17 protein-coding genes are annotated in these 20822 nt (G+C 41.6%); 13 read left to right on the top strand and 4 right to left on the bottom strand.

Annotated features, from left to right (window positions below):
• The first annotated feature begins 14 nt into the window (after nt 1-14).
• The 3 genes from AC1XUE_RS02020 (at nt 15) to AC1XUE_RS02010 (ending at nt 4928) form a co-directional block, all read left to right on the top strand.
• On the top strand, nt 15-1229 hold the full coding sequence (locus AC1XUE_RS02020; RefSeq protein WP_483354263.1) for an aspartate aminotransferase family protein: 1215 nt from the start codon (nt 15-17) through the stop codon (nt 1227-1229).
• 29 nt (nt 1230-1258) lie between these two features.
• Nucleotides 1259-2137, top strand: coding sequence for an aldose 1-epimerase family protein (locus tag AC1XUE_RS02015; RefSeq protein ID WP_483354262.1), 879 nt, complete (start codon nt 1259-1261; stop codon nt 2135-2137).
• A 382-nt stretch (nt 2138-2519) separates the two neighbouring features.
• Entirely contained in the window at nt 2520-4928 is a 2409-nt protein-coding gene (locus AC1XUE_RS02010; RefSeq protein ID WP_483354261.1) for an ABC transporter permease, read from the top strand.
• 81 nt (nt 4929-5009) lie between these two features.
• On the opposite strand, the gene trxA is transcribed toward AC1XUE_RS02010, so the two are convergent.
• The 3 genes from trxA to AC1XUE_RS01995 all read right to left on the bottom strand — a co-directional run bounded on the left by trxA (nt 5010) and on the right by AC1XUE_RS01995 (nt 9877).
• Complete coding sequence (gene trxA, locus AC1XUE_RS02005; protein ID WP_483354260.1) at nt 5010-5342, bottom strand: thioredoxin; 333 nt, start codon at nt 5340-5342, stop codon at nt 5010-5012.
• 128 nt (nt 5343-5470) lie between these two features.
• Nucleotides 5471-9121 (bottom strand): DNA polymerase III subunit alpha, encoded by a 3651-nt coding sequence (dnaE, locus tag AC1XUE_RS02000; RefSeq protein ID WP_483354259.1) that lies wholly within the window; start codon nt 9119-9121, stop codon nt 5471-5473.
• A gap of 87 nt (nt 9122-9208) precedes the next feature.
• Entirely contained in the window at nt 9209-9877 is a 669-nt protein-coding gene (locus AC1XUE_RS01995) for a DUF2461 domain-containing protein (protein WP_483354258.1), read from the bottom strand.
• 310 nt (nt 9878-10187) lie between these two features.
• On the opposite strand from AC1XUE_RS01995, the gene trpS reads away from it, so the two are divergent.
• From trpS to AC1XUE_RS01970, 5 genes are all read left to right on the top strand, one after another.
• The gene (gene trpS, locus AC1XUE_RS01990) at nt 10188-11165 is read left to right on the top strand and encodes a tryptophan--tRNA ligase (protein ID WP_483354257.1); all 978 of its coding nucleotides are present in this window, start codon (nt 10188-10190) and stop codon (nt 11163-11165) included.
• Nucleotides 11162-11737, top strand: coding sequence for a phosphatase PAP2 family protein (locus AC1XUE_RS01985; protein WP_483354256.1), 576 nt, complete (start codon nt 11162-11164; stop codon nt 11735-11737). The genes trpS and AC1XUE_RS01985 overlap by 4 nt, the downstream gene beginning before the upstream one ends.
• A gap of 38 nt (nt 11738-11775) precedes the next feature.
• Nucleotides 11776-12723: a ribose-phosphate pyrophosphokinase gene (locus AC1XUE_RS01980; RefSeq protein ID WP_483354255.1), complete on the top strand. Its 948-nt coding sequence runs from the start codon at nt 11776-11778 to the stop codon at nt 12721-12723.
• 29 nt (nt 12724-12752) lie between these two features.
• Entirely contained in the window at nt 12753-13319 is a 567-nt protein-coding gene (locus tag AC1XUE_RS01975; protein WP_483354254.1) for a 50S ribosomal protein L25/general stress protein Ctc, read from the top strand.
• Between the two features lie 82 nt (nt 13320-13401).
• On the top strand, nt 13402-13896 hold the full coding sequence (locus AC1XUE_RS01970; RefSeq protein ID WP_483354253.1) for a DUF421 domain-containing protein: 495 nt from the start codon (nt 13402-13404) through the stop codon (nt 13894-13896).
• On the opposite strand, the gene AC1XUE_RS01965 is transcribed toward AC1XUE_RS01970, so the two are convergent.
• Nucleotides 13874-14836: a 2-hydroxyacid dehydrogenase gene (locus AC1XUE_RS01965; protein WP_483354252.1), complete on the bottom strand. Its 963-nt coding sequence runs from the start codon at nt 14834-14836 to the stop codon at nt 13874-13876. The genes AC1XUE_RS01970 and AC1XUE_RS01965 overlap by 23 nt on opposite strands.
• Before the next feature lie 97 nt (nt 14837-14933).
• Here AC1XUE_RS01965 and pdxA point away from each other — a divergent pair, with 97 nt between their 5' ends.
• From pdxA to AC1XUE_RS01940, 5 genes are all read left to right on the top strand, one after another.
• The gene (pdxA, locus tag AC1XUE_RS01960) at nt 14934-16058 is read left to right on the top strand and encodes a 4-hydroxythreonine-4-phosphate dehydrogenase PdxA (RefSeq protein ID WP_483354251.1); all 1125 of its coding nucleotides are present in this window, start codon (nt 14934-14936) and stop codon (nt 16056-16058) included.
• Between the two features lie 28 nt (nt 16059-16086).
• On the top strand, nt 16087-16974 hold the full coding sequence (locus tag AC1XUE_RS01955; RefSeq protein WP_483354250.1) for a YicC/YloC family endoribonuclease: 888 nt from the start codon (nt 16087-16089) through the stop codon (nt 16972-16974).
• 6 nt (nt 16975-16980) lie between these two features.
• Complete coding sequence (locus AC1XUE_RS01950) at nt 16981-17589, top strand: DNA-3-methyladenine glycosylase (protein WP_483354249.1); 609 nt, start codon at nt 16981-16983, stop codon at nt 17587-17589.
• A gap of 150 nt (nt 17590-17739) precedes the next feature.
• Nucleotides 17740-19548 (top strand): tetratricopeptide repeat-containing sensor histidine kinase, encoded by a 1809-nt coding sequence (locus AC1XUE_RS01945; protein WP_483354248.1) that lies wholly within the window; start codon nt 17740-17742, stop codon nt 19546-19548.
• A gap of 32 nt (nt 19549-19580) precedes the next feature.
• Nucleotides 19581-20762 carry a class I SAM-dependent methyltransferase gene (locus AC1XUE_RS01940; RefSeq protein WP_483354247.1) on the top strand — a complete coding sequence of 394 codons (1182 nt, stop codon included), beginning with the start codon at nt 19581-19583 and terminating at the stop codon, nt 20760-20762.
• The last annotated feature ends 60 nt before the right edge of the window (nt 20763-20822 follow it).

Here is a 20822-nt window from a genome sequence, read left to right as displayed (position 1 = left end):
ATTTACCATTTGAAATGCATATTTCTCATCGACAACTATTTTTTGATCATCTTGCTCAAACCTCTGATTACCCACTCGCTTTAGAAATTGACCGTGCAGAGGGTGTTTATATGTACGGTACAGACGGAACCAGATATCTGGACCTCATTTCCGGAATAGGTGTAAGTAATGTAGGGCATCGACATCCTGACGTTTTGAATGCCATATATGGGCAGTTAGATAAACATATGCACCTTTTGGTGTATGGTGAATACATTCAAAGTACCCAGGTTCGGTTGGCTAAAGCACTTTCCGATACACTTGCTATTGATAGTGCGAATCCTTCTCCATACGGAAAAATAAACAATGTCTACTTTACCAATTCCGGTACAGAAGCTGTTGAAGGCGCCATGAAACTTGCCAAACGTTTTACTGGAAGAGCAGAGTTTGTTTCATGCCGCAATGCTTACCACGGGGCCTCCCAAGGTGCATTGAGTCTTTCAGGTTCTGAAGATTTCAAGCGTAGTTTCCGGCCGTTGTTGACGGGTATTACCAATATTCAGCACGGGCTTGAATCCGATCTGGAATGTATCACGAATAAAACTGCAGCTGTTATTATTGAAATTGTGAGCGGCGAGGCGGGTATCAGGCAGGGGAGCATCAATTATTTTAAAGCATTACGGGAACGTTGTAATGAAACGGGCGCATTATTGATTCTTGATGAAGTTCAAACTGGATTTGGAAGGACAGGGACGTTCTGGGCATTCGAGCAGTTTGGCATATACCCGGATGTTTTGCTGAGCGCCAAGGGAATGGGAGGAGGTATGCCAATCGGAGCTTTTATGGCTTCACAAGAGATCATGCAGGTTTTTAAGACAAATCCTGTACTTGGTCATATCACTACCTTTGGGGGCCACCCAGTCAGTTGCGCAGCCTCGTTAGCAGCTCTGCGCGTCACTGTAGACGGTAATTTATCAGCGAAAGCGATTGAAAAAGGTAAATTGTTTAAGTCCCTGCTGGTACATGAGAAGATTAAAGAAGTGAGGGGTTTAGGTTTAATGCTTGCTGCAGAAATGGAGTCGTTCGAGAAATTAAAGCAAACCATTGATCTCTGTATTTCTAAGGGTGTGGTTACCGATTGGTTTTTATTTTGCGACAATTCCATGCGGATTGCTCCTCCATTGATTATCACAGCAGAGCAAATCATTGAAGGATGTGCGGTGATTAAGGAAGTTCTTGACTCCATCTGATGCGATTTTACCCAAATATAAATTCTGTTATGAAACACGAAATAAAAAATAGCAAGCTAAGCATTACTGTAAATGAAACAGGAGCTGAGTTATGTAATATTCAATCGGTTGCTACCGGAAAAGAGTTTATGTGGAGTGGCAATCCGGCAATCTGGGGAAGCACCTCTCCTGTTCTATTTCCAGCAATCGGGGCGATTAAGAATGGATTTGTCACTTATCAGGGACAGGAGTATAAAATACCACGACATGGTTTTATCAGAAATAATGATAGGGTCAAGCTTATAGAAAAAACGGACAGAAGCCTCATTTTTGGCTTGTCAGATGATCCGGAATTACTTGAAATATATCCTTTCCGGTTTTCATTTCAAATTAGTTACATACTGAAAGAAAATAAGATTGAAGTCCGTCACCAGATCACGAATAAAGGCGAAGATAAAATGCTGTTTTCCCTTGGAGCGCATCCAGCTTTCAAATGCCCTATTAATGAATTTAACAGTTATGAGGATTACTATTTAGAATTTGAGCATACAGAGACAGATTCTACCTGGTTGCTTTCTTCAGATGGATTGGTGAGTTCGGATACCAAATCGATTCTAAATCAAACAAATGTATTAAATCTTACACACAGTCTGTTTGACAATGATGCGTTGATTTTTAAAAATCTGAAATCGAAAAAAGTGGCTTTAAAAAGTAAGAAAAGTGCTGAATCCGTAACTGTGCAATACGATGATTTCAAGTACCTTGGGATCTGGGCTAAGCCCAATGGTGACTTCGTCTGTATCGAACCTTGGTTAGGTATAGCGGATAGCACGGATTCGAATCAGCGACTTGAAGATAAAGAGGGAATTTTATCGCTGGCCGCCGGGAATACTTTTGAAGCTTCATATAGCATTGAAATTGCTGAATAGTGTACCAATCTGGAACATGCCTTGCACCTGTTCAGGTATGTTCCGGACTCATTCCTTTATCCAGTCAGAGTTTTATAATTGGCTTCGCCAGCTAAATTCCGTCTTTGTGCTATTTCAAAAGATTTCCTCCGATGAAGTGTATGCAGCTTAATAATCCCGACGGTATTCAATTACTTCCTTCCTCCTCCCCTGCTGCGCATTTGTAACCAACTTTCTCATTGGACTTCATAATGCCCGTTCGCGAACAAAAAGTGTCCGCTAATGAACAAGTTGTTTTATGTATATATTTGATTTTCAGTAAAATAATGAATGGCATACATTTTAAATGCTCTCCTGAACAAGATAGTATGTATGTAGTAAATTACGATAATGCGGTAGTATTATGATCAAAAATTACTTCAAAATTGCGTGGCGGAATTTGATGCGAAATCGCTTGTATGCCACTCTTAATATCGCCGGTTTATCCATTGGGTTGGCATGTGCGTTGATTGTTTTCTGGTTTATTCGCTTTCAGACCACACACGACCACTTTCATAAAAATATTGACCGTATCTATCAGATAACAACGGAGTTCCACTTCGAAGGCATAGGACATTCCCGCGGTGTACCTACGCCAATGTGGAAAGCGATGCGTACAGAAATGCCATCTTACACGTCGTCCATGTGTATTGAAAGTTATGATCCGTTTTTGTCTATACTTGATAATAGCGGTAAGCCCATCAAGAAATTCAAAGAGGAAGGACCTGTTCTCGCATATGTACATCCCGAATACTTCTCCATTTTCGATGTAAACTGGCAGATTGGAGATCCAAAAAATTCACTTGCCAAGCCCAATACAGTTGCCATTAGCGAAGCAATGGCCAGGAAGTATTTTGGTAGTGAAAATCCGGTTGGAAAGGTGCTGAAGTTATCTAACCAGTTGAACCTTGAAATCACGGGAATCGTCGATACCCCGCCAGACAATACTGATCTACCCTATGAGTTTTTCGTATCATTTTCCACGCTTACAGCCAATCCTGAATATAGGTATGGTGGCAGTGGTCTGGAGCATTGGGGGGGCGTTAATTCCAATACATATTGTTTTGTTCTGCTTCCTGAGCGAGTAGCTTTAAGTACGGCTAACAAACAGATGGCTGCATTAAACAAAAAGTATCACGGAACTGATTACAAATCTTATGTTCACAACCTGATTCCTTATAAAGATATGCATCACTCCATTCCCTATTATGGTGCTATGCCTATGAAGTGGATCTGGATTATGAGTGCAATAGGGATTTTCCTGATTGTCACAGCTTGTTTTAATTTCATCAACATGGCCACTGCGCAGGCACTTCGAAGATCGAAAGAGGTGGGCGTTCGTAAGGCTGTAGGTGGTACAAGAGGTCAGGTATTCAGTCAATTTATACTCGAAACTGCGCTGATTACTCTTTCAGCTATGACGATCGGTTTTATCCTTGCTTCTTTCATTCTTCCTAATATCACCGACTGGCTGGATCGTCCTGGTTCCTGGCCAAAGTCGGTAGTCTGGGCTGATCCTTTGCTTTGGACATTTTTAGCTCTTCTTTTTGTCGTCGTTGTGTTATTGGCAGGGACCTACCCGGGTACTATTCTGGCTGGATTCCGGCCTGTACTTGCTCTGAAAGGAGATGTTACAACAAGGCATATTGGAGGAATCTCACTTAGAAGAGGTCTTATCGTTTTTCAGTTTGTACTAATTCAGCTATTAGTAATCTGTACGCTGGTTGTAAATAACCAGGTCAATTACATGTTGTCCAGTTCAGTAGGATATGAGACCAAAGGGATTGCCAGCGTCCAGATTCCCACACCAGATAAAATCAACCAATCCACGTTCCGCCAGAGACTTTTGGAAATTCCGGGTATTTCCGAAGTTTCGTTTTGTTTGTTTTTGCCTACTACCAGCTCTAACAATACAAGTAACTTAACTTTTGACACCCGCCAGAAAGATGAGTTATGGCAAATTAATACCAAAACAGCCGATAATAATTATGTCAAAACATTTGGTCTTACCCTTCTTGCTGGTCAGAATGTACCGTTAAGTGATACCATTCGCGGTTATCTTGTCAACGAAAAAGTTGTCGAAAAGCTGGGTTACAAGAACCCCGAAGATGTGATTGGCAAAAATCTTAAAATTTGGGGTGTGAGTGCTCCTATTACTGGTGTACTCAAAAACTGGAACAATACTTCCTTTCAAAATGGCATTGATCCGGTGGCCATATTTACTTACAATGAAAACAATTACCGATGTGCTATCCAAATTAACTCCAGGAATTTGCATGCGACAATGAAGAGCGTTGAAAAGCTATGGAATGAATACTTTCCTGATTATCTGTATGAGCAAACATTCATGGATGAACAAATTGCCAAAAGTTATGAGCTCGAAAATATCATGTTGAAGTTGATTCGTGTTTTCTCTATGATCTCCATTTTTATTGGCTGCCTTGGATTATACGGTTTGGTTAAATTCATGGCTTCTCAAAAAACCAAAGAAATAGGGGTACGGAAAGTTTTGGGAGCAAGTTTGGGAAGTATCCTCGGAATATTCGGAAAGGAAATTGCATTGTTGATCGTGATCGCCTTCGCCCTGGCTGCTCCTATTGGCTGGTACATCATGCACGCGTGGCTGCAGGATTATGAATATCGGATTCCTATTGGTGCCGATATTATGAGTATAGCAATCATGATCACTTTTGTTGTAGCTGCTGTTACTGCAGGGTACGAGTCGTTGAAAGCGGCATTAAATGATCCGGTTAAGTCTTTAAGATCAGAATAAGTAAGAAGCGAACAACATTTATTATAAAGCAAGAAAGGGGCCATGAAGGGCCCCTTTCTTGCTTATATGTTTAACAGAAACTTATACAGCAGCCTCCATTTGTGCGTTCAATTTATCTTCTAGTGTAGTTTTAGGTACTACACCCACAACCTTATCCACCAATTGGCCATTCTTGAAAATCATCAAAGTTGGAATGCTGCGAATACCGAATTTCGCCGGTACAGCTGAATTCATATCTACATCCATTTTACCAATTACCGCCTTACCTTCATATTCACCAGCCAATTGTTCTACAACCGGTCCGATCATCTTACAAGGTCCGCACCACTCTGCCCAGAAATCTACCAGTACAGGTTTATCGCTTTGTATTAATTCTTCAAAGGTGCTATCGGTTATTTCGAGTGCTTTTCCCATTTCAAATTTTGTCTAGTTTTTTATTAATCTGATTGGATAATCAATATGGATTACTAAAAGTTCCGTGCCAATTCATGTGAAGCTATTAAAATGTAACCCTCGCAATTACCTGCTATCTGAAATAGCATTTAATTCAGAAAGAACTTGACTCCCTCCATCTTATTTAATGCTGCAAAGAACTCATTGGACGGAGCCACGCGATAAGCACGTGACAACATTTCCACTTCCAAACGTGTTTCAGGATCTGTCACCGTCATATTGACAGAACATCCTCCGGGATTCGCTCCGAATGTTTCATTAAGGATCATGATGGATTTTTCATCAATAAAATCCAACGGCAGATTAATCCTTATTTTTTTACACATTTTCTCTCTGATTTCGGTTAAAAGCTGAATGTTCTGTATTTTAAATTCGAATTGGTCTTCTTGTTTCCAGCGATTCTGGATTTTTCCTTTGATGTACAGGAAGTGACCGACCTGCAGATAATTTTTAAATCTGATATAATCCTCACCACCCAGCAACATTTCAATAGAGCTTTTGTAATCCTCTACTTTAAATATCATAAAGGTGTTTCCATTACGCGACACCCTTTCGACAGCACTCGTCACTATTCCGCCGATTGACATTTCTTTATCAAAATGCTTTGGCCGTTTTTCTCCCTCCGGAATAAACATGACCTGATCGGTCGTGCAGGTGCAAAAATTATCAAGCTCGATCCTGAATGTGTCGAGCGGGTGCCCCGATATATAAAAGCCTACGACATCCTGTTCCAACCGAAGCCTTTCCAAATCACCCCATTCAATAACATCAGCAGCTTTAGGTTTGCTCATCAACATTTCATTTCCTCCAAAAGCACCGAACAAGGAAGCCTGTGCAGAAGATTTCTCTGCATGGTAATTATTGGCATACCTTATCAGGCGTTCTATGAATGTTCCGTTTTCTCCTTGTTCGGTTGCAAAATACTGTGCTCTGTGGAATTCAGGAAAACAGTCAAATCCACCCGCATAGGCCAGACTTTCAATGGTCTTTTTATTAACAGTTCGTAGGTTAACCCTTACCATGAAATCAAAGATATCTTTGAAAGGACCTCCGTTGTTTCTTTCCTCGATAATGGATTCAACAGCCGCGTCACCACTTCCTTTCACCCCTGCCAGTCCGAAACGTATTTCTCCTTTACCACTCGCATTGAATTGTCGGTCGGATTCATTCACATCGGGTCCCAGCACTTTAATTCCCTGGGCCTTACATTCCTCCATAAAGAAGGTTATCTTTTCGATGTTGCCCAAAGAGCTCGTCAATACAGCAGACATATACTCAGCCGTGTAATGCGCCTTCAGGTAGGCTGTCTGGTAAGCAACGAAAGCGTAGCACGTAGAGTGAGACTTGTTAAATGCATAGGATGCAAATGCTTCCCAGTCGGTCCATATTTTTTCCAGTTTCTTAAGATCCAGTCCTTTTTCTCCACCACCTTTCATGAAATCCCCTTTCATCTTGTTCAGGGTTTCTATCTGCTTTTTACCCATCGCCTTTCGCAGTGTATCAGCCTGGCCTTTGGTGAATCCACCCAGTTTCTGGGATAAAAGCATTACTTGCTCCTGATAAACGGTAATGCCATAAGTATCTGCCAGGTATTCTTCCAGTTCCGGAAGGTCATACGTAATTTCTTCCTGTCCGTTCTTTCTGCGGATGAAATTGGGAATGTAAGCAATAGGGCCCGGGCGATACAGTGCGTTCATCGCAATAAGGTGTTCGAAACGGTCTGGTATCAGATCACGCATGTGTTTCTTCATGCCGTCGGATTCAAACTGAAAAATTGCGTTTGTTTCTCCGCGTTGGAATAATTCAAACACTTTTGGATCATCCAGTGGAACATCATCAATCACAATATCTATGTCATGATTTTGTTTGATAAGCCTCAGTGCTTCTTTGATGATGGTAAGATTTCGTAATCCCAAGAAGTCCATTTTGATTACACCGGCATCCTCAATAATCTTGCCCTGATATTGGGTGATCAGAAAGTCGGAATCTTTGGAAGTACTTACAGGGATAATTTCTGTAAGATCACTCGGAGCGATAATGATACCCGCAGCGTGAATACCTGTATTTCTTACGGTTCCTTCCAAACGACGAGCTTCCTGTAAAACACTTGCCTGCAGATCATTGCCAGAAATAATTGCACGCATTTTTTTGACGTTATCCAATTCTTCCGGAGCTATGCCTTCTTTTTTTAGAAGACTCCCCTCTCCTTCCAATGGTGCTGAAAATATGCGGTTGAGGGTCATGTTATAGGCAGGTTTGTCCGGAACAAGCTTAGCCAGCATATTAGCATCCTGCAAAGGCAGGTCCATTACACGGGCGACATCTTTTATAGCGGACTTAGCCGCCATAGTACCGTACGTGACGATTTGCGCAACCTGGTTATAACCGTATTTTTTGACCACATAATCAATCACCTTTTGACGACCCTCATCATCGAAGTCTGTATCAATATCAGGAAGTGAAATACGATCCGGATTCAGAAAACGCTCAAAAAGTAAATCATACTTGATGGGGTCGATATTCGTAATGCCGGTGCAATAGGCGACAACGGATCCAGCTGCAGACCCACGCCCTGGACCAATGAATACGCCCATTTTTCTACCGGCATCGATGAAATCAGCAACAATCAGGAAGTAACCCGGAAACCCCATGTTCCGGATCGTATCCAGTTCAAAATTCAATCGATCCTCAATTTCCGCAGTGATGGTCCCATATTTGAATTTTGCACCCTGAAAAGTGAGGTGCTTCAGATATTCCCACTGATTCAGTACATCAGCGGTAAGCTCCTTCTTCCCTACCATTTCTGACAACGTATGTGTCTTGAACTCATCCGGAATCGGGAAGTTAGGCAGCAGAATATCCTTATTCAGGTTCAGGGTTTTGATCTTATCAACTATCTCATTGGTATTGTCGATCGATTCAGGCAGATCATTAAAGAGCTGCATCATCTCATTTGTATTCTTGAAGTAGAACTGATCGTTGAAAAAAGCAAAGCGCGATCCTTTCGGTATGCCTTTGTCATCGTCAAAATCTTTGGCAGATGGTGTACTCTGTTTGTCTCCGGTATTGATACAAAGTAAGATATCATGGGCATTCCAATCTTCCTGATCTACGTAATGTGAATCGTTGGAAGCAATAATTTTTACATTGTATTTTCTTGCAAATCGTATCAGCACTTCATTGACAATGTACTGATCGCGAATCTCATGACGCTGTAATTCGACATAAAAATCTTCCCCAAACAGGTCCAGCCACCAGCGAAATTCCTTTTCCGCCTCTTCCTCTCCTTTCCGCAAAATTGTTTTCGGAATGATGGCACCGATACAACAGGTGGTCGCAATCAAGCCTTTATGGTATTTAACGATCAGTTCTTTATCAATTCTCGGGTATTTACCATACATGCCTTCAATGAATCCCAAAGAACACATTTTCACCAGATTCTTATAGCCTATTTCATCTTTGGCTAATAACAACTGATGATGCCTTACGTCTTTTTTATCCTTGGTAAATTGCCTGATATGGCGGTCTTCCACGACATAAAATTCGCAACCGACAATCGGTTTGATTCCTTGCTTATTTCCCTCCGCTACAAATTCGAATACACCAAACATGTTTCCATGATCCGTTATGGCTACCGCGGGCATGTTGTCAGCCTTTGCCTTTTTAAAAAGTTTCTTAATATCGGCGGCACCATCAAGCAGTGAAAATTGTGTATGGCAGTGTAAATGAGAGAATTGCATTGTATTTTATTTAAATTTTTTACCACGGCTGTGGTTTGTTTTCATTACTTATGAAAAATTGGTCAGCTCAACGAGTTAGAAAGAACGCTATTCTTCGGTGTGATCCAGTATATAATTCATATAGTCGCAATAAGGTTTCAGCAATCTGATTCCATACATCACTTTCTCGGCGAAGTCTGAGGACGTTACTTCCCTATCCGTGTAGCTGTGCATAAAGAACATCTGCTTTCTTCTGAGCAGAGACAGTTCAGGATGATCTTTGGGGTATCCTTTCGGAGCAGTCTTCAGGGAATCACCATGAACTTCCGGGAAGTAGGCATGAAATTCTTTCTCTTCTATGATATCTTTTATCTCCTGCGCGTTGTAATCAATTTCCTGCCGGTATTTTGCTAGCTGCTCGGCAGTAGGCGACCACATTCCTCCTCCCAGAAATGACTGACCGTTGGGCTGGATGTGTAAATAATAATCAATTTTACCGGAACTGCGTCCGCCGGCTCCAATAGCAGCAGCCAGATTATTCTTGTAAGGATCTTTATTTTTTGAGAAACGTACATCTCTGTTGATGCGGAAAATGCAATCTTTGACCTGTAACTTACCCAGATCCTGAAATGTTTGCACTTGCCTGATCAGATGGGCGACAAGCTGTTCCATATCCCCTTTCGCTTCATCATATCGCTTTCGGTTCTCTTGAAACCATTCTCTGTTATTATGGGCTACAAGGTCTTTGAGAAATTGCAGTGTTTTTGCCTGAAGCATATAAAAGTAGTTTTACTGGCAATTAAAATTGTCCGGAGATTTGTAAAAATCCGGATTATACTTATTCATCATTGAGGGGATAATGTCATATATTTTCAAATTTACTATCATTTTTCGATTCAATTTAACGAATTTTGGCAATTGAAAAACATTAATTCCTTGTTAACTGATAATCAGTGTCAGTCGCGTGATCCCATTGATAACGACAGTCAACTCTGGTATATGTAGTGCTGAATATCTTTGTAATTTTTTCAATTCAAAAGCCTTCTACGAGGTACTAAAGAATTTTTAATATAATTATTTATAGTTAATGGCCAGAATATTAACTGGAATTCAAAGCAGCGGACGCCCTCATTTAGGTAATATCCTTGGTGCGATCCTACCAGCTATTGAGCTTTCTAAAAATCCGCAGAATGAGTCCTTCTTTTTTATCGCTGATCTTCATTCTCTTACATCATTGAAAGATGGTGCGCAACGCGCAGAATATGTCAGAGCTATCGCTTCTACATGGTTGGCGTTCGGATTTGACTTTAACCAAAATACATTCTGGAGACAATCAAGGGTTCAGGAACACACCGAACTGGCCTGGTATCTGAGCTGCTTTACTCCATTTCCAATGCTTGCCAATGCGACATCGTTCAAGGAGAAATCGGAAAAGCTGGCAGATGTAAACGCTGGTTTGTTCACTTATCCGGTCCTGCAAGCTGCCGATATTCTGCTTTATGATGCCAATATCATTCCGGTCGGTAAAGATCAGAAGCAACATCTCGAAATGACAAAAGATATTGCAAGCCGGTTTAATCAACTTGCAGGAGAAGAGATTCTCGTGTTACCCGAGCCACAGATTGATGAGCGGATCATGACGATTCCTGGTATCGATGGCCAGAAAATGAGTAAATCGTATCATAATTACATAGATATTTTCCTGCCGGAGAATGAGCTGAAGAAGATTACAAAGAAAATCCTATCAGATTCAAAAGGACTTGACGAACCAAAGGATCCTGATCATGATATTACTTTCAAATTATATTCTTTGCTTGCAGGTGAAGATGATATAGCCAGCATGCGAAGCAGCTACCTGAACGGAGGCTACGGATATGGACATGCCAAACAGGCACTGTATGAATGCATACTGCAGAAGTTTGAAGAGCCCCGTCGTATTTTCAATTACTATATGGAAAATAACGACGAGCTTGAAAAGATACTTATTGAGGGTGAAGAAAAAGCGAGACAGGTTGCCCGACATACGATCAATAAGGTTAGGAGCGTACTAGGATTTACCTCATGACTGATAGTGTAACATCACTTATCCACTACGATCAACAGCTGTTTCTCTGGTTGAACGGTTTTCACGCCCCCTGGGCTGACCAACTGATGTATTGGATAACCTATAAGTACACCTGGATACCACTTTACATACTTTTGATTTCTTTGACTATAAAGGCGGAAGGGAAAAAAAGTATTGCCATTATTGTAACCGTGTTGGTGGCTGTCATCATTGCCGATAAGATTACTTCGGGAATAATGAAGCCATACTTTGGCAGATTCCGACCCTGTCACGAACCGGCGCTTGCAGGACTCGTACACGAGGTTGCCGGATGTGGCGGACAGTTTGGATTCGCATCCTCCCATGCTTCTACCAGCTTTGCGTTGGCAACAGTCTGGTTCGGCCTGCTTTACCGAAAGGTTAATTTTATGTGGCTGATTCTGTTATGGGCTGGTTTATATACTTACAGTCGTGTATATGTGGGTGTACACTATCCGGGAGATATATTCGTTGGTGCTCTTGTTGGGATACTCAGCGGTTTAGGATGTATTCGCCTCTATTTCATTTTTTTAGAGAAATACTATCGTAATTAATTGATTTTTATTTAATTTTGCGCAAATTTTAGTTAGCCATGGGCTCATTTAACACAGTTAAAATTTTTTCAGGAAGTCAATCAGAATATCTGGCGAAGGATATAGCCCGCTATTATGGTAAAGAACTTGGAGGATACAATCTTCGCAAGTTTAGTGATGGTGAATTGTCTCCTAGTTTTGAGGAGTCGGTTCGGGGTTGTGACGTATTTCTAATTCAGTCTACATTCCCACCAACAGACAATCTGATGGAGTTACTTCTGATGGTAGATGCAGCAAGACGTGCATCTGCGCATTATGTAACTGTGGTTATTCCTTACTTTGGTTACGCACGTCAGGATAGAAAAGATAAACCACGTGTTGCCATTGCGGCGAAAGTAGTTGCCAATCTTCTTACTTCTGTGGGTGTCGACCGACTAGTCACACTGGATCTTCACGCAGGGCAGATTCAGGGATTTTTTGATTTCCCTGTAGATCACCTCGAAGGTACCTCCATATTCGTTCCTTACATTAAATCACTCGGACTGAAAAATCTGTTAATCGCTTCTCCCGATATGGGTGGTGCGGCACGTGCAAGAAACTTTGCTAAGTTTTTGAACGTTGACATGATACTGTGTGATAAACATCGCAAGAGAGCCAATGAAATTGCGAGTATGCAGGTGATCGGAGATGTGGAAGGAATGGATGTCGTACTTGTGGATGACCTGATCGATACAGGAGGAACGCTTTGCAAAGCTGCAGAAATTATTCTTGGTAAAGGTGCTAATTCTGTACGTGCGATCAGTACACACGCGATCATGTCCGGTAAAGCACATGAAAATATTGCCAACTCTGTATTAGAAGAATTGATCATTACTGATACGATTCCTTTGAAACAGCATAATGAGAAAATCCGGGTACTTACTGTTGCAGAAATCTTTGCAAAAGCGATTGGCCGGATTCGCGATCATGAGTCTATTAGTTCATTATTTATAAATCACAATCAGTAATTTTTTTAATTTTTTAATTTTTTTATTCTATGAAAGCACTTGAGATTGTAGGGTTTAAAAGAGCGAATCTCGGTAAGGTACAGTCCCAGGAACTACGCTCACAAGGTTATGTTCCATCTGTACTTTATGGAGGAAGCGAGCAGGTTCATTTTTATGCACCGGCTATGTTGTTCCGTGAATTGCTTTTCACACCGGATATTTATAATGTAACCTTGAACATCGAGGGAACAATATACAATGCCATTCTTCAGGAAAAACAGTTTCATCCTGTAAACGATTCTCTTATCCACGCTGACTTTTTACAAATCATCGACGGAAAAGAAGTAAAAGTTGATGTGCCTGTTAAACTTACCGGAGCATCTTCGGGAGTTATGAAGGGTGGTAAAATGAACCAGAAATTACGTAAATTGCGTGTTCAAGGCTTAGCTGAGAACATTCCTGACTACGTTGAAGTTGATGTAACTGAGCTTGATTTAGGAAAATCAGTGAAAGTTGGTGCTGTTAAAGCTGAAAATTTTGTTATATTAACAGCCGCTAGCAACCCGATTGCTTCAGTTGAAATCCCACGTGCACTTCGCGGTACGCTTGGTAAATAATAAGTATTTTATTTTTCATGGCTAATAGATGCAAATGTGCCGACCTTTGGTCGGCATTTTTGTTTATTTAGAAACACAGATCATGGAAAAAATATACGGCTTACATTGGGGAGAAATGTTTGTCCCAAGCCTCTCTTTATTGGAAGTATTTGTCAGAGGAACGATTACCTACTGGATCATTTACCTGTTTTTGCGCATTTTCAGACGCGGAACAGGTCAGCTAAGTATCAGTGACTTGCTACTGATCACGATGATTTCGGATGCGGCTCAGAATGCAATGGCAGGGACATATAATTCCATTACAGAAGGTGCAGTACTTATCGGGACGCTTGTCTTTTGGGATTACGCGATCGATTGGATGGGTTACAAAAAGGTCTTATTTGGCAGATTAAGCAGGCCCGCTCCGATTCTTCTGATCCGAAACGGGCAACTGCATCATGCCAATATGGAGAAAGAATTAATGGATCTCAGCGAACTACAGGGCCTCCTCAGAGAAAATGGTGTCGACGATTACCACAAAGTAAAAACCTGCTATCTGGAATCCACGGGTAATATCAGCGTGGTTCTTCTTGAGTAGGATGTTTATTTTCATCAGTCCAACTTTTGATCTGACGTACAAGCACTTCATTAATCCTGTTGTAGCTTTCATGTGTCCATCCGGCTATGTGTGGAGTAAGTACGACGTTGTCCTGCAATTTGATGTAGTCAAATGCCGCCTGTTGTTCAGAATTAAGTTTAGCAAGCTTTTCATTTTCGAGTACATCCAGACAAGCCCCTTTGATTTTGCCGGATTGAAGTCCAGAAGCAATAGATGATAATCGGGCTGTTTCGCCGCGCGACAGGTTCAATAGGTAAAATGGCTTTGTAAAACCAGTTATAAAATCATCGTTAATAAGGAATTTTGTTTCATCGGTCAAAGGTATATGAAGACTGAGTATATCTGCTTCTTTCATTATCTGCTCAATAGGACTTTCCTGCGCAAACTGATCACCATAATTGTTGCGGTACTTGTCATAAGCCAATACCTTGCAGCCAAAACCGCTTAGCCTGCGCGCCGTTGCACTTCCATTGTTACCATAGCCAATGAGTCCAACCGTTTTGCTCATCAATTCAACCCCTCTGTTCCCTTCCCTATCCCAAACGGATGTGCGCACCTGACGGTCGGCACGTAGGATATTGTTAAACAGCGCCAGCAGCATACCCAGGGCATGTTCCGCCACCGCATCACGGTTGCCTTCCCCTGCGTGAAAAACATCAATGTTTAAATCTGCAGCAGCTTCAAGATCGATCAGATCCAGACCTGCCCCGGCACGTCCTATGAAATTAAGACCTGGAGCCACTTCTAGCACTTCACGGTTTACGGAGGTTTTGCTTCGGATAATCAGGCCATCATAAGCTGGTAATTCTCTAATTATATCTTCTCTGCGGTATTCAGGATGGTAAGCATATGCCCAGCCCTGTTCTTCAAACATGGTAAAAAGAGAGGGGTGCATGGAGTCTGCTATCAGGATTTTCATATGAGGCACGGGATTTTTTGTAACTTGCCGCTCTATTGCTTCCGCAAAAGTAATAGAGAAATGCACATTAGAATTGTCGGAATATCATTTAAAGTTCATGAGCGAGCAAATAAGCACCAAACCCATTATCGGAATCACGTTAGGTGACTACAATGGCGTAGGACCGGAAGTAATCCTTAAAGCACTAGAAGGAAATCAGTTAGCAAAATTATGCACACCTATTGTTTACGGCTCGTTGCGTGTGCTGAATCAATATAGAAATCTTTTGGATATGAAAGATTGGACCCTGCATGGTATTCAAAAAGTTGAGCAGGCTAATCCTAAACTATCCAACGTAATAACTTGTTGGCACGATCACCAAACTGAAATTGCGCCCGGACAGGTTACGGCGGAAGCAGGACAGGCTTCTTTTTCATCACTGAAAAGGGCGGTAGAAGATCTTCGCCAAGGGAAAATCCAGGCTATTGTAACAGGACCGATCAATAAGGATAATATCCAGAATGAAAATTTTAAATTTCCGGGACATACAGAATACTTCGCTACATCTTTTGAAGTAGACGATGCACTTATGTTTATGGTTGCCGGGGATCTGCGCGTTGGTGTGTTGACAGGACATGTTCCTTTGGAAAATGTGAAGGCAAGCATCACGAAGGAAAAACTGAGTACAAAGATCGAACAGATTATTAAATCACTGAAAAGTGACTTTGGAATTAAAAAGCCTCGTGTGGCAGTTTTGGGCCTAAATCCTCATGCAGGTGAGAATGGATTGCTGGGCTCTGAAGAAATTGAAATTATTGAGCCTGTTATTAAGGAATTCAAAGATAAAGGGCATCTGGTAATCGGTCCGTTCCCGGCTGACGGATTCTTTGCGGCCGGCACCTATAAAAAATATGACGCTGTACTTGCTATGTATCACGACCAGGGTTTGATTCCATTTAAAACATTGGCGTTTAATGAAGGTGTGAATTTTACAGCAGGATTACCAGTGGTGCGTACTTCGCCGGATCATGGCACTGCCTACAACATCGCAGGAAAAAAGATGGCGTCTGAAGGTTCGTTGCTCCAGGCTATATATCAGGCTATCGATATAGCGCGGTATAGAGAAGACAGTAACGACATTGACAAAAATGCACTTGTTTCAAAGCCGCAACAATCAGAGAGCCAGCATCCGGCCAAATCGGGAAGCAAGCAACGATTTAATAACCAAAATAAAAACGACTGATTTCAACCATTATAACTGTAAATTTTACATGCTAAAATCTATGACAGGATACGGTGTTTCTAACATCGAATCTGAATCAATAAACGTGACTGTTGAGATCAAGACCTTGAATTCCAAGTTTTTGGATATCTATTGCCGCATTCCAAGACATTTCTCCGAGCGTGAAATTGAGATCAGAAATCTGTTGACACAATCTCTGGAAAGAGGTAAAGTGGAGTTTACACTTACAGTACAGCCCGTGGGTAAAGCTGTTGCTTCTACCACAGTGAATCGCGCCCTGGTAGCGGCATACTATCAGGATTTGTACGAAACAGCTAGTGGCGTAGGTTTTGAGCCTGACAAAACTGAGCTGTATCGGTTAGCATTACAAATGCCAAATACCTATAACACGGAATCCGTAGACGAATCCGGTAAGGAGAATGACTGGTCACAAATTAAAGTGGCTGTACTGGAAGCAATCCGGAAGTGTAATGTATTCCGTGAGCAGGAAGGTAAGATGACCGCAGATAAGTTCAACGACTACATTACGACCATAGAAGAACTGCTGGCAAGTGTTATCGAACAGGATAAACTGCGTATTCCAGCGGTGAGAGAAAGACTGGAGAAGCAGGTACGCGATCTTCTGTCTGACGATAATTTCGATCCGAACCGTTTTGAGCAGGAATTAATTTATTACATTGAGAAGTTTGATATATCCGAAGAGAAAATACGCCTTGCCAACCACCTGACTTATTTTCGGGAGACGCTTGACTCCACTGAAAGCAATGGTAAAAAGCTGAATTTTATCGCACAGGAAATCGGACGGGAAATTAACACAATCGGCTCCAAAGCGAACGATGCAACTATTCAGCATTTGGTGGTCAGGATGAAGGATGAACTCGAAAAGATCAAGGAGCAGACCATGAACATTATTTAGTATTACATGAAGCTTCAAAGGCTTTCAGAATCTTTTTACAATTCTTTCGACACCATTACACTGGCCCAAAAACTCTTGGGCTGTGTTATGACACATCATCATCCCGCCGGACTTACCAGCGGGATGATCGTAGAAACCGAAGCCTATCTTGCCGATGACCCAGCCTGCCATGCGTACAACAGAAGAACAGCAAGAACTGAACCTATGTACAATGATGCAGGGACTATATATATCTACACGATATATGGTATGTATCAGTGTATCAATGTAGTAAGTAGTCGAAATGGCATTGGTGAAGCAGTACTAATCCGTGCATTAGAACCCATTGAAGGAATAGATTTGATGCGCAGCAGAAGAGTGAACGGCAGAAAATCTTCCTTATCGAAATATATTTCAGATCGTGACCTTTGCCGTGGACCTGGCAGATTAGTGACGGCAATGGGTATAGATTTAAAAGCACTGAATAACCAGACCTTCACGGAAGGCCCCTTAGGAATTTACAGTCGTACCTCGGTAGATTTTGACATTGAAATTTCGCAAAGGATTGGAATCAATGTCGGAAAAGACCTACCCTACCGTTTTTCGATTAAAGGCAATACTTTTGTAAGCAAATGACGATACAAAATTTTATAATTTCGATGCGCAAGTCGGATTTGTTTTACACTTTCACATTTCGTCCATATATTTGAATTTTCCAACTCAACGTTATACCCTGACATCTTTTTGCGGGCCAGCATGATGCGATCCGACTAGGTATACTACGATATGATTAATTTATACAGGTTAGGATTTCTTTTCTCCATTGCCATTCTTCTTGCCGCAGTCAGATGCTCTCCAGTCAGAAATGAAAAGCTGCCTGCTATAGAATCAGCTCCAATAGAGGAACAACATCAACCTGATTTTGCAAAAGACACAGCGGACATTCACGGCTACCTGGCGTTAGCCAAGTCTCACCTCTATGTAGATGCAGAAAAAGCCATGGCGAATGCGAAATTGGTGCTCAAACTATCTCAAAAGCACCAGTGGAATAAAGGCAAGGTGTTGGCCTATAACCTGTTAAGTACATTCTACCTCATGGACGGTAGCTATGATATGCTTCGCGAACTTTCCAATGAAACTATTCTACTGACCAAAAAGGTAAACCTTCCTATTTACAATGCGCACGCCAGGCGATTTATAGCTGAGAGCTTTTCAGAGTATCGCCAGTGGGATTCTGCTCAGGTCAGCTATGAACGGGCATTAAAGACATTTGTAGAAATGAAAGACGACAGTTCACGTGCGCTTTGTCTGGAAAGTATGGGAAACATGTGGCGCGAACGTGATAAGATAGAGCTTGCCACTGCCCACTACCAAGAATCTTACGATATTTTTGATGGCCTTCATCTGCAAAATAACATGGCTTCGGTCCTTGAAAGCAGAGCCTACATGCATGTCAGGTTAAATCAACATGAGCAAGCCGAAAAATACTTCATCAAGTCATTGGCATTGTTTCGCCAAACAAAAAATCTGTTTGGCGAAATAAGTGTGCTGAATAATATGGGGAACTCGTACTACTGGAACAAGCAGTACGATAAGGCTATCGATGTTTGCCAAAAAGCACTTCGCTATTCGCGGCAGTACCACACCACACAACAAAGCAATTGGGCACATCAAACATTGGGACGTGCCTACAAGGAAAAGAAAATGCTTGAAGAGGCTATCTTTTACAGTGAAAACGCCTATTTCGCAAGACGTCAAATACACGACGAATATATTCAGCGGCAATATACCATGTACCAGTTGATGTTCGAAAATCAGCAAATGGATTCAGCTATCCAGAAGCGGATCATTGAGCAACAGGAACAAGTTCAGCGTTTTCTCATAGGACTTACCTGTCTGATTATTGCCTTTGCTGCATTCTTATGGTATAATAACAAAAAACTAAGACTTAAAAATGCCGAAATCCAGGAAGCGATGGCACAGGGACAAGCGCTGGAACGTAAGCGTGTTGCCGCAGAACTGCACGATCACCTGGGCGGAACGCTTGCTTCCCTAAACTGGTATTTATTTGGAATTGATAAAAAGTCTCTTCCCGATAGCGATCAGAAGATATATAACCGGGTTCATGAAATGGTGAATGCGGCCTATAAGGAAGTGCGTAGTCTTTCTCACAATTTACTTCCCGCAGAGCTGGAAGAACAAGGGCTTACAGTAGCGCTAGCCCGACTTACCAGCAAACTGAACGACAATAAGAGTATAGCCTTTACTTTTGAAAATAAAATAGATCAGAAGCGATATGGGACTAAGACTGAGTTCGAACTTTATAGTATTGTACTTGAATTAGCGAATAACATTATTAAGCATTCCGGCTCATCCGTAGCAAACATCATCCTGAGCGAGAGCTCGAAGACGATTCACCTTCTCGTAACAGATAACGGGACAGGTTTTGATAAATCTTCGAAATCCGGAATGGGCCTTTTCAATATCAAGAACCGGGTGGAAAGTCTATCCGGAAAGATAAAAATTAATGAAAACTCTGATTCCGGGACACGTATCGAAATTGAAATTCCTGTCATCAACCGCCAGAATCCATAACGGCACCATCGAACAGATCAACATCAAATACAATGAGTCAACCAAACGTCGGTCAATTTATTCAGAAAATTCAGTCGGGTTTACTAGATGATACCTTTGTGAGCCTTACATTGGGAAACTACAAAGGACAGGAAGAGGGGCTGAAGAATATTTATGTAAAAAAAGTACAAATCAAGCGGGAATATAAACTCAGCTTTACCTATCGTTACAAAACAAGAGATATTGTCAAAAACTATGGGATTGATGAAGGGATAAATTTAGTTCAGGAAAGGCTAAACGAGGGATTCAGATTCGGTAATCTGCTTACGACCTCAGCGGACTTTATGTTGGATATAAATAAAAAAGGAGAATTTTTCCTGAAGCAAACTGCCGCATCTACCCTTTCGATTCCGGGTACGCAACACGACAAAGTAAAAAACCGACCTATTTCAAGCAAGAATAAGACCTATCTGACTGAGCTAAACATCGCAGATAAGGATGGAAAGGTTTTTAAGAACGCACAGGATAAATACCGGCAGATCAATCACTATATTGATATATTGAGCCCATTAGTGAAGGAACTGCCTCGAAAGGACCTTTTGAAAGTGGTAGATATGGGTTCGGGCAAAGGATATCTCACCTTTGCACTATATGATTACCTCACGCAAGTAGCTAACCGGCCCGCTGAAGTAACCGGTGTAGAGTTCAGGGACGACCTGGTAGATCTTTGTAATCAGATCGCCGACAGGTCAGATTTTGAGAATCTGAAATTTGTACAAGGAACGATTGACGATTTTACTGCATCTGAAATGAACGTTCTTATTGCGCTACATGCATGTGATACAGCTACGGACGACGCCATCAGTAAAGGTATTACGGCAAAGGCAGATTTGATTGTGGTAGCGCCTTGTTGTCACAAACAGATTCGCAGAGAGATAGAGAAGAACAAGGCAGTGAATGACGTGGATTTCCTGACCAGACACGGAATATTTATGGAACGCCAAGCTGAAATGGTTACGGACGGGATCCGAGCATTAATACTGGAATACTTCGGGTACAAAACAAAGGTATTTCAGTTTATTTCCGACGCACACACGCCTAAGAATGTGATGATTGCGGCCGTGAAGGGTAAGGTGTCAGAAGTTGAGCAGGAAAAGATACTTGCAAAACTGCAACAGGCTAAATCTTTTTTTGGTATCGGAACACATCACCTGGAAAAGATACTACTCAAGTAGCGTAAAAATGCTTTAATTCAATTTAGAGGTATTTTTAGTAGCAGTTCATATCTTTGCCTC

Source organism: Dyadobacter sp. HNCC25DJ187, from assembly GCF_056895255.1.
The sequence above is the reverse complement of the archived record's forward strand: the minus strand, read 5'-3'. Positions and strand labels throughout refer to the sequence as shown.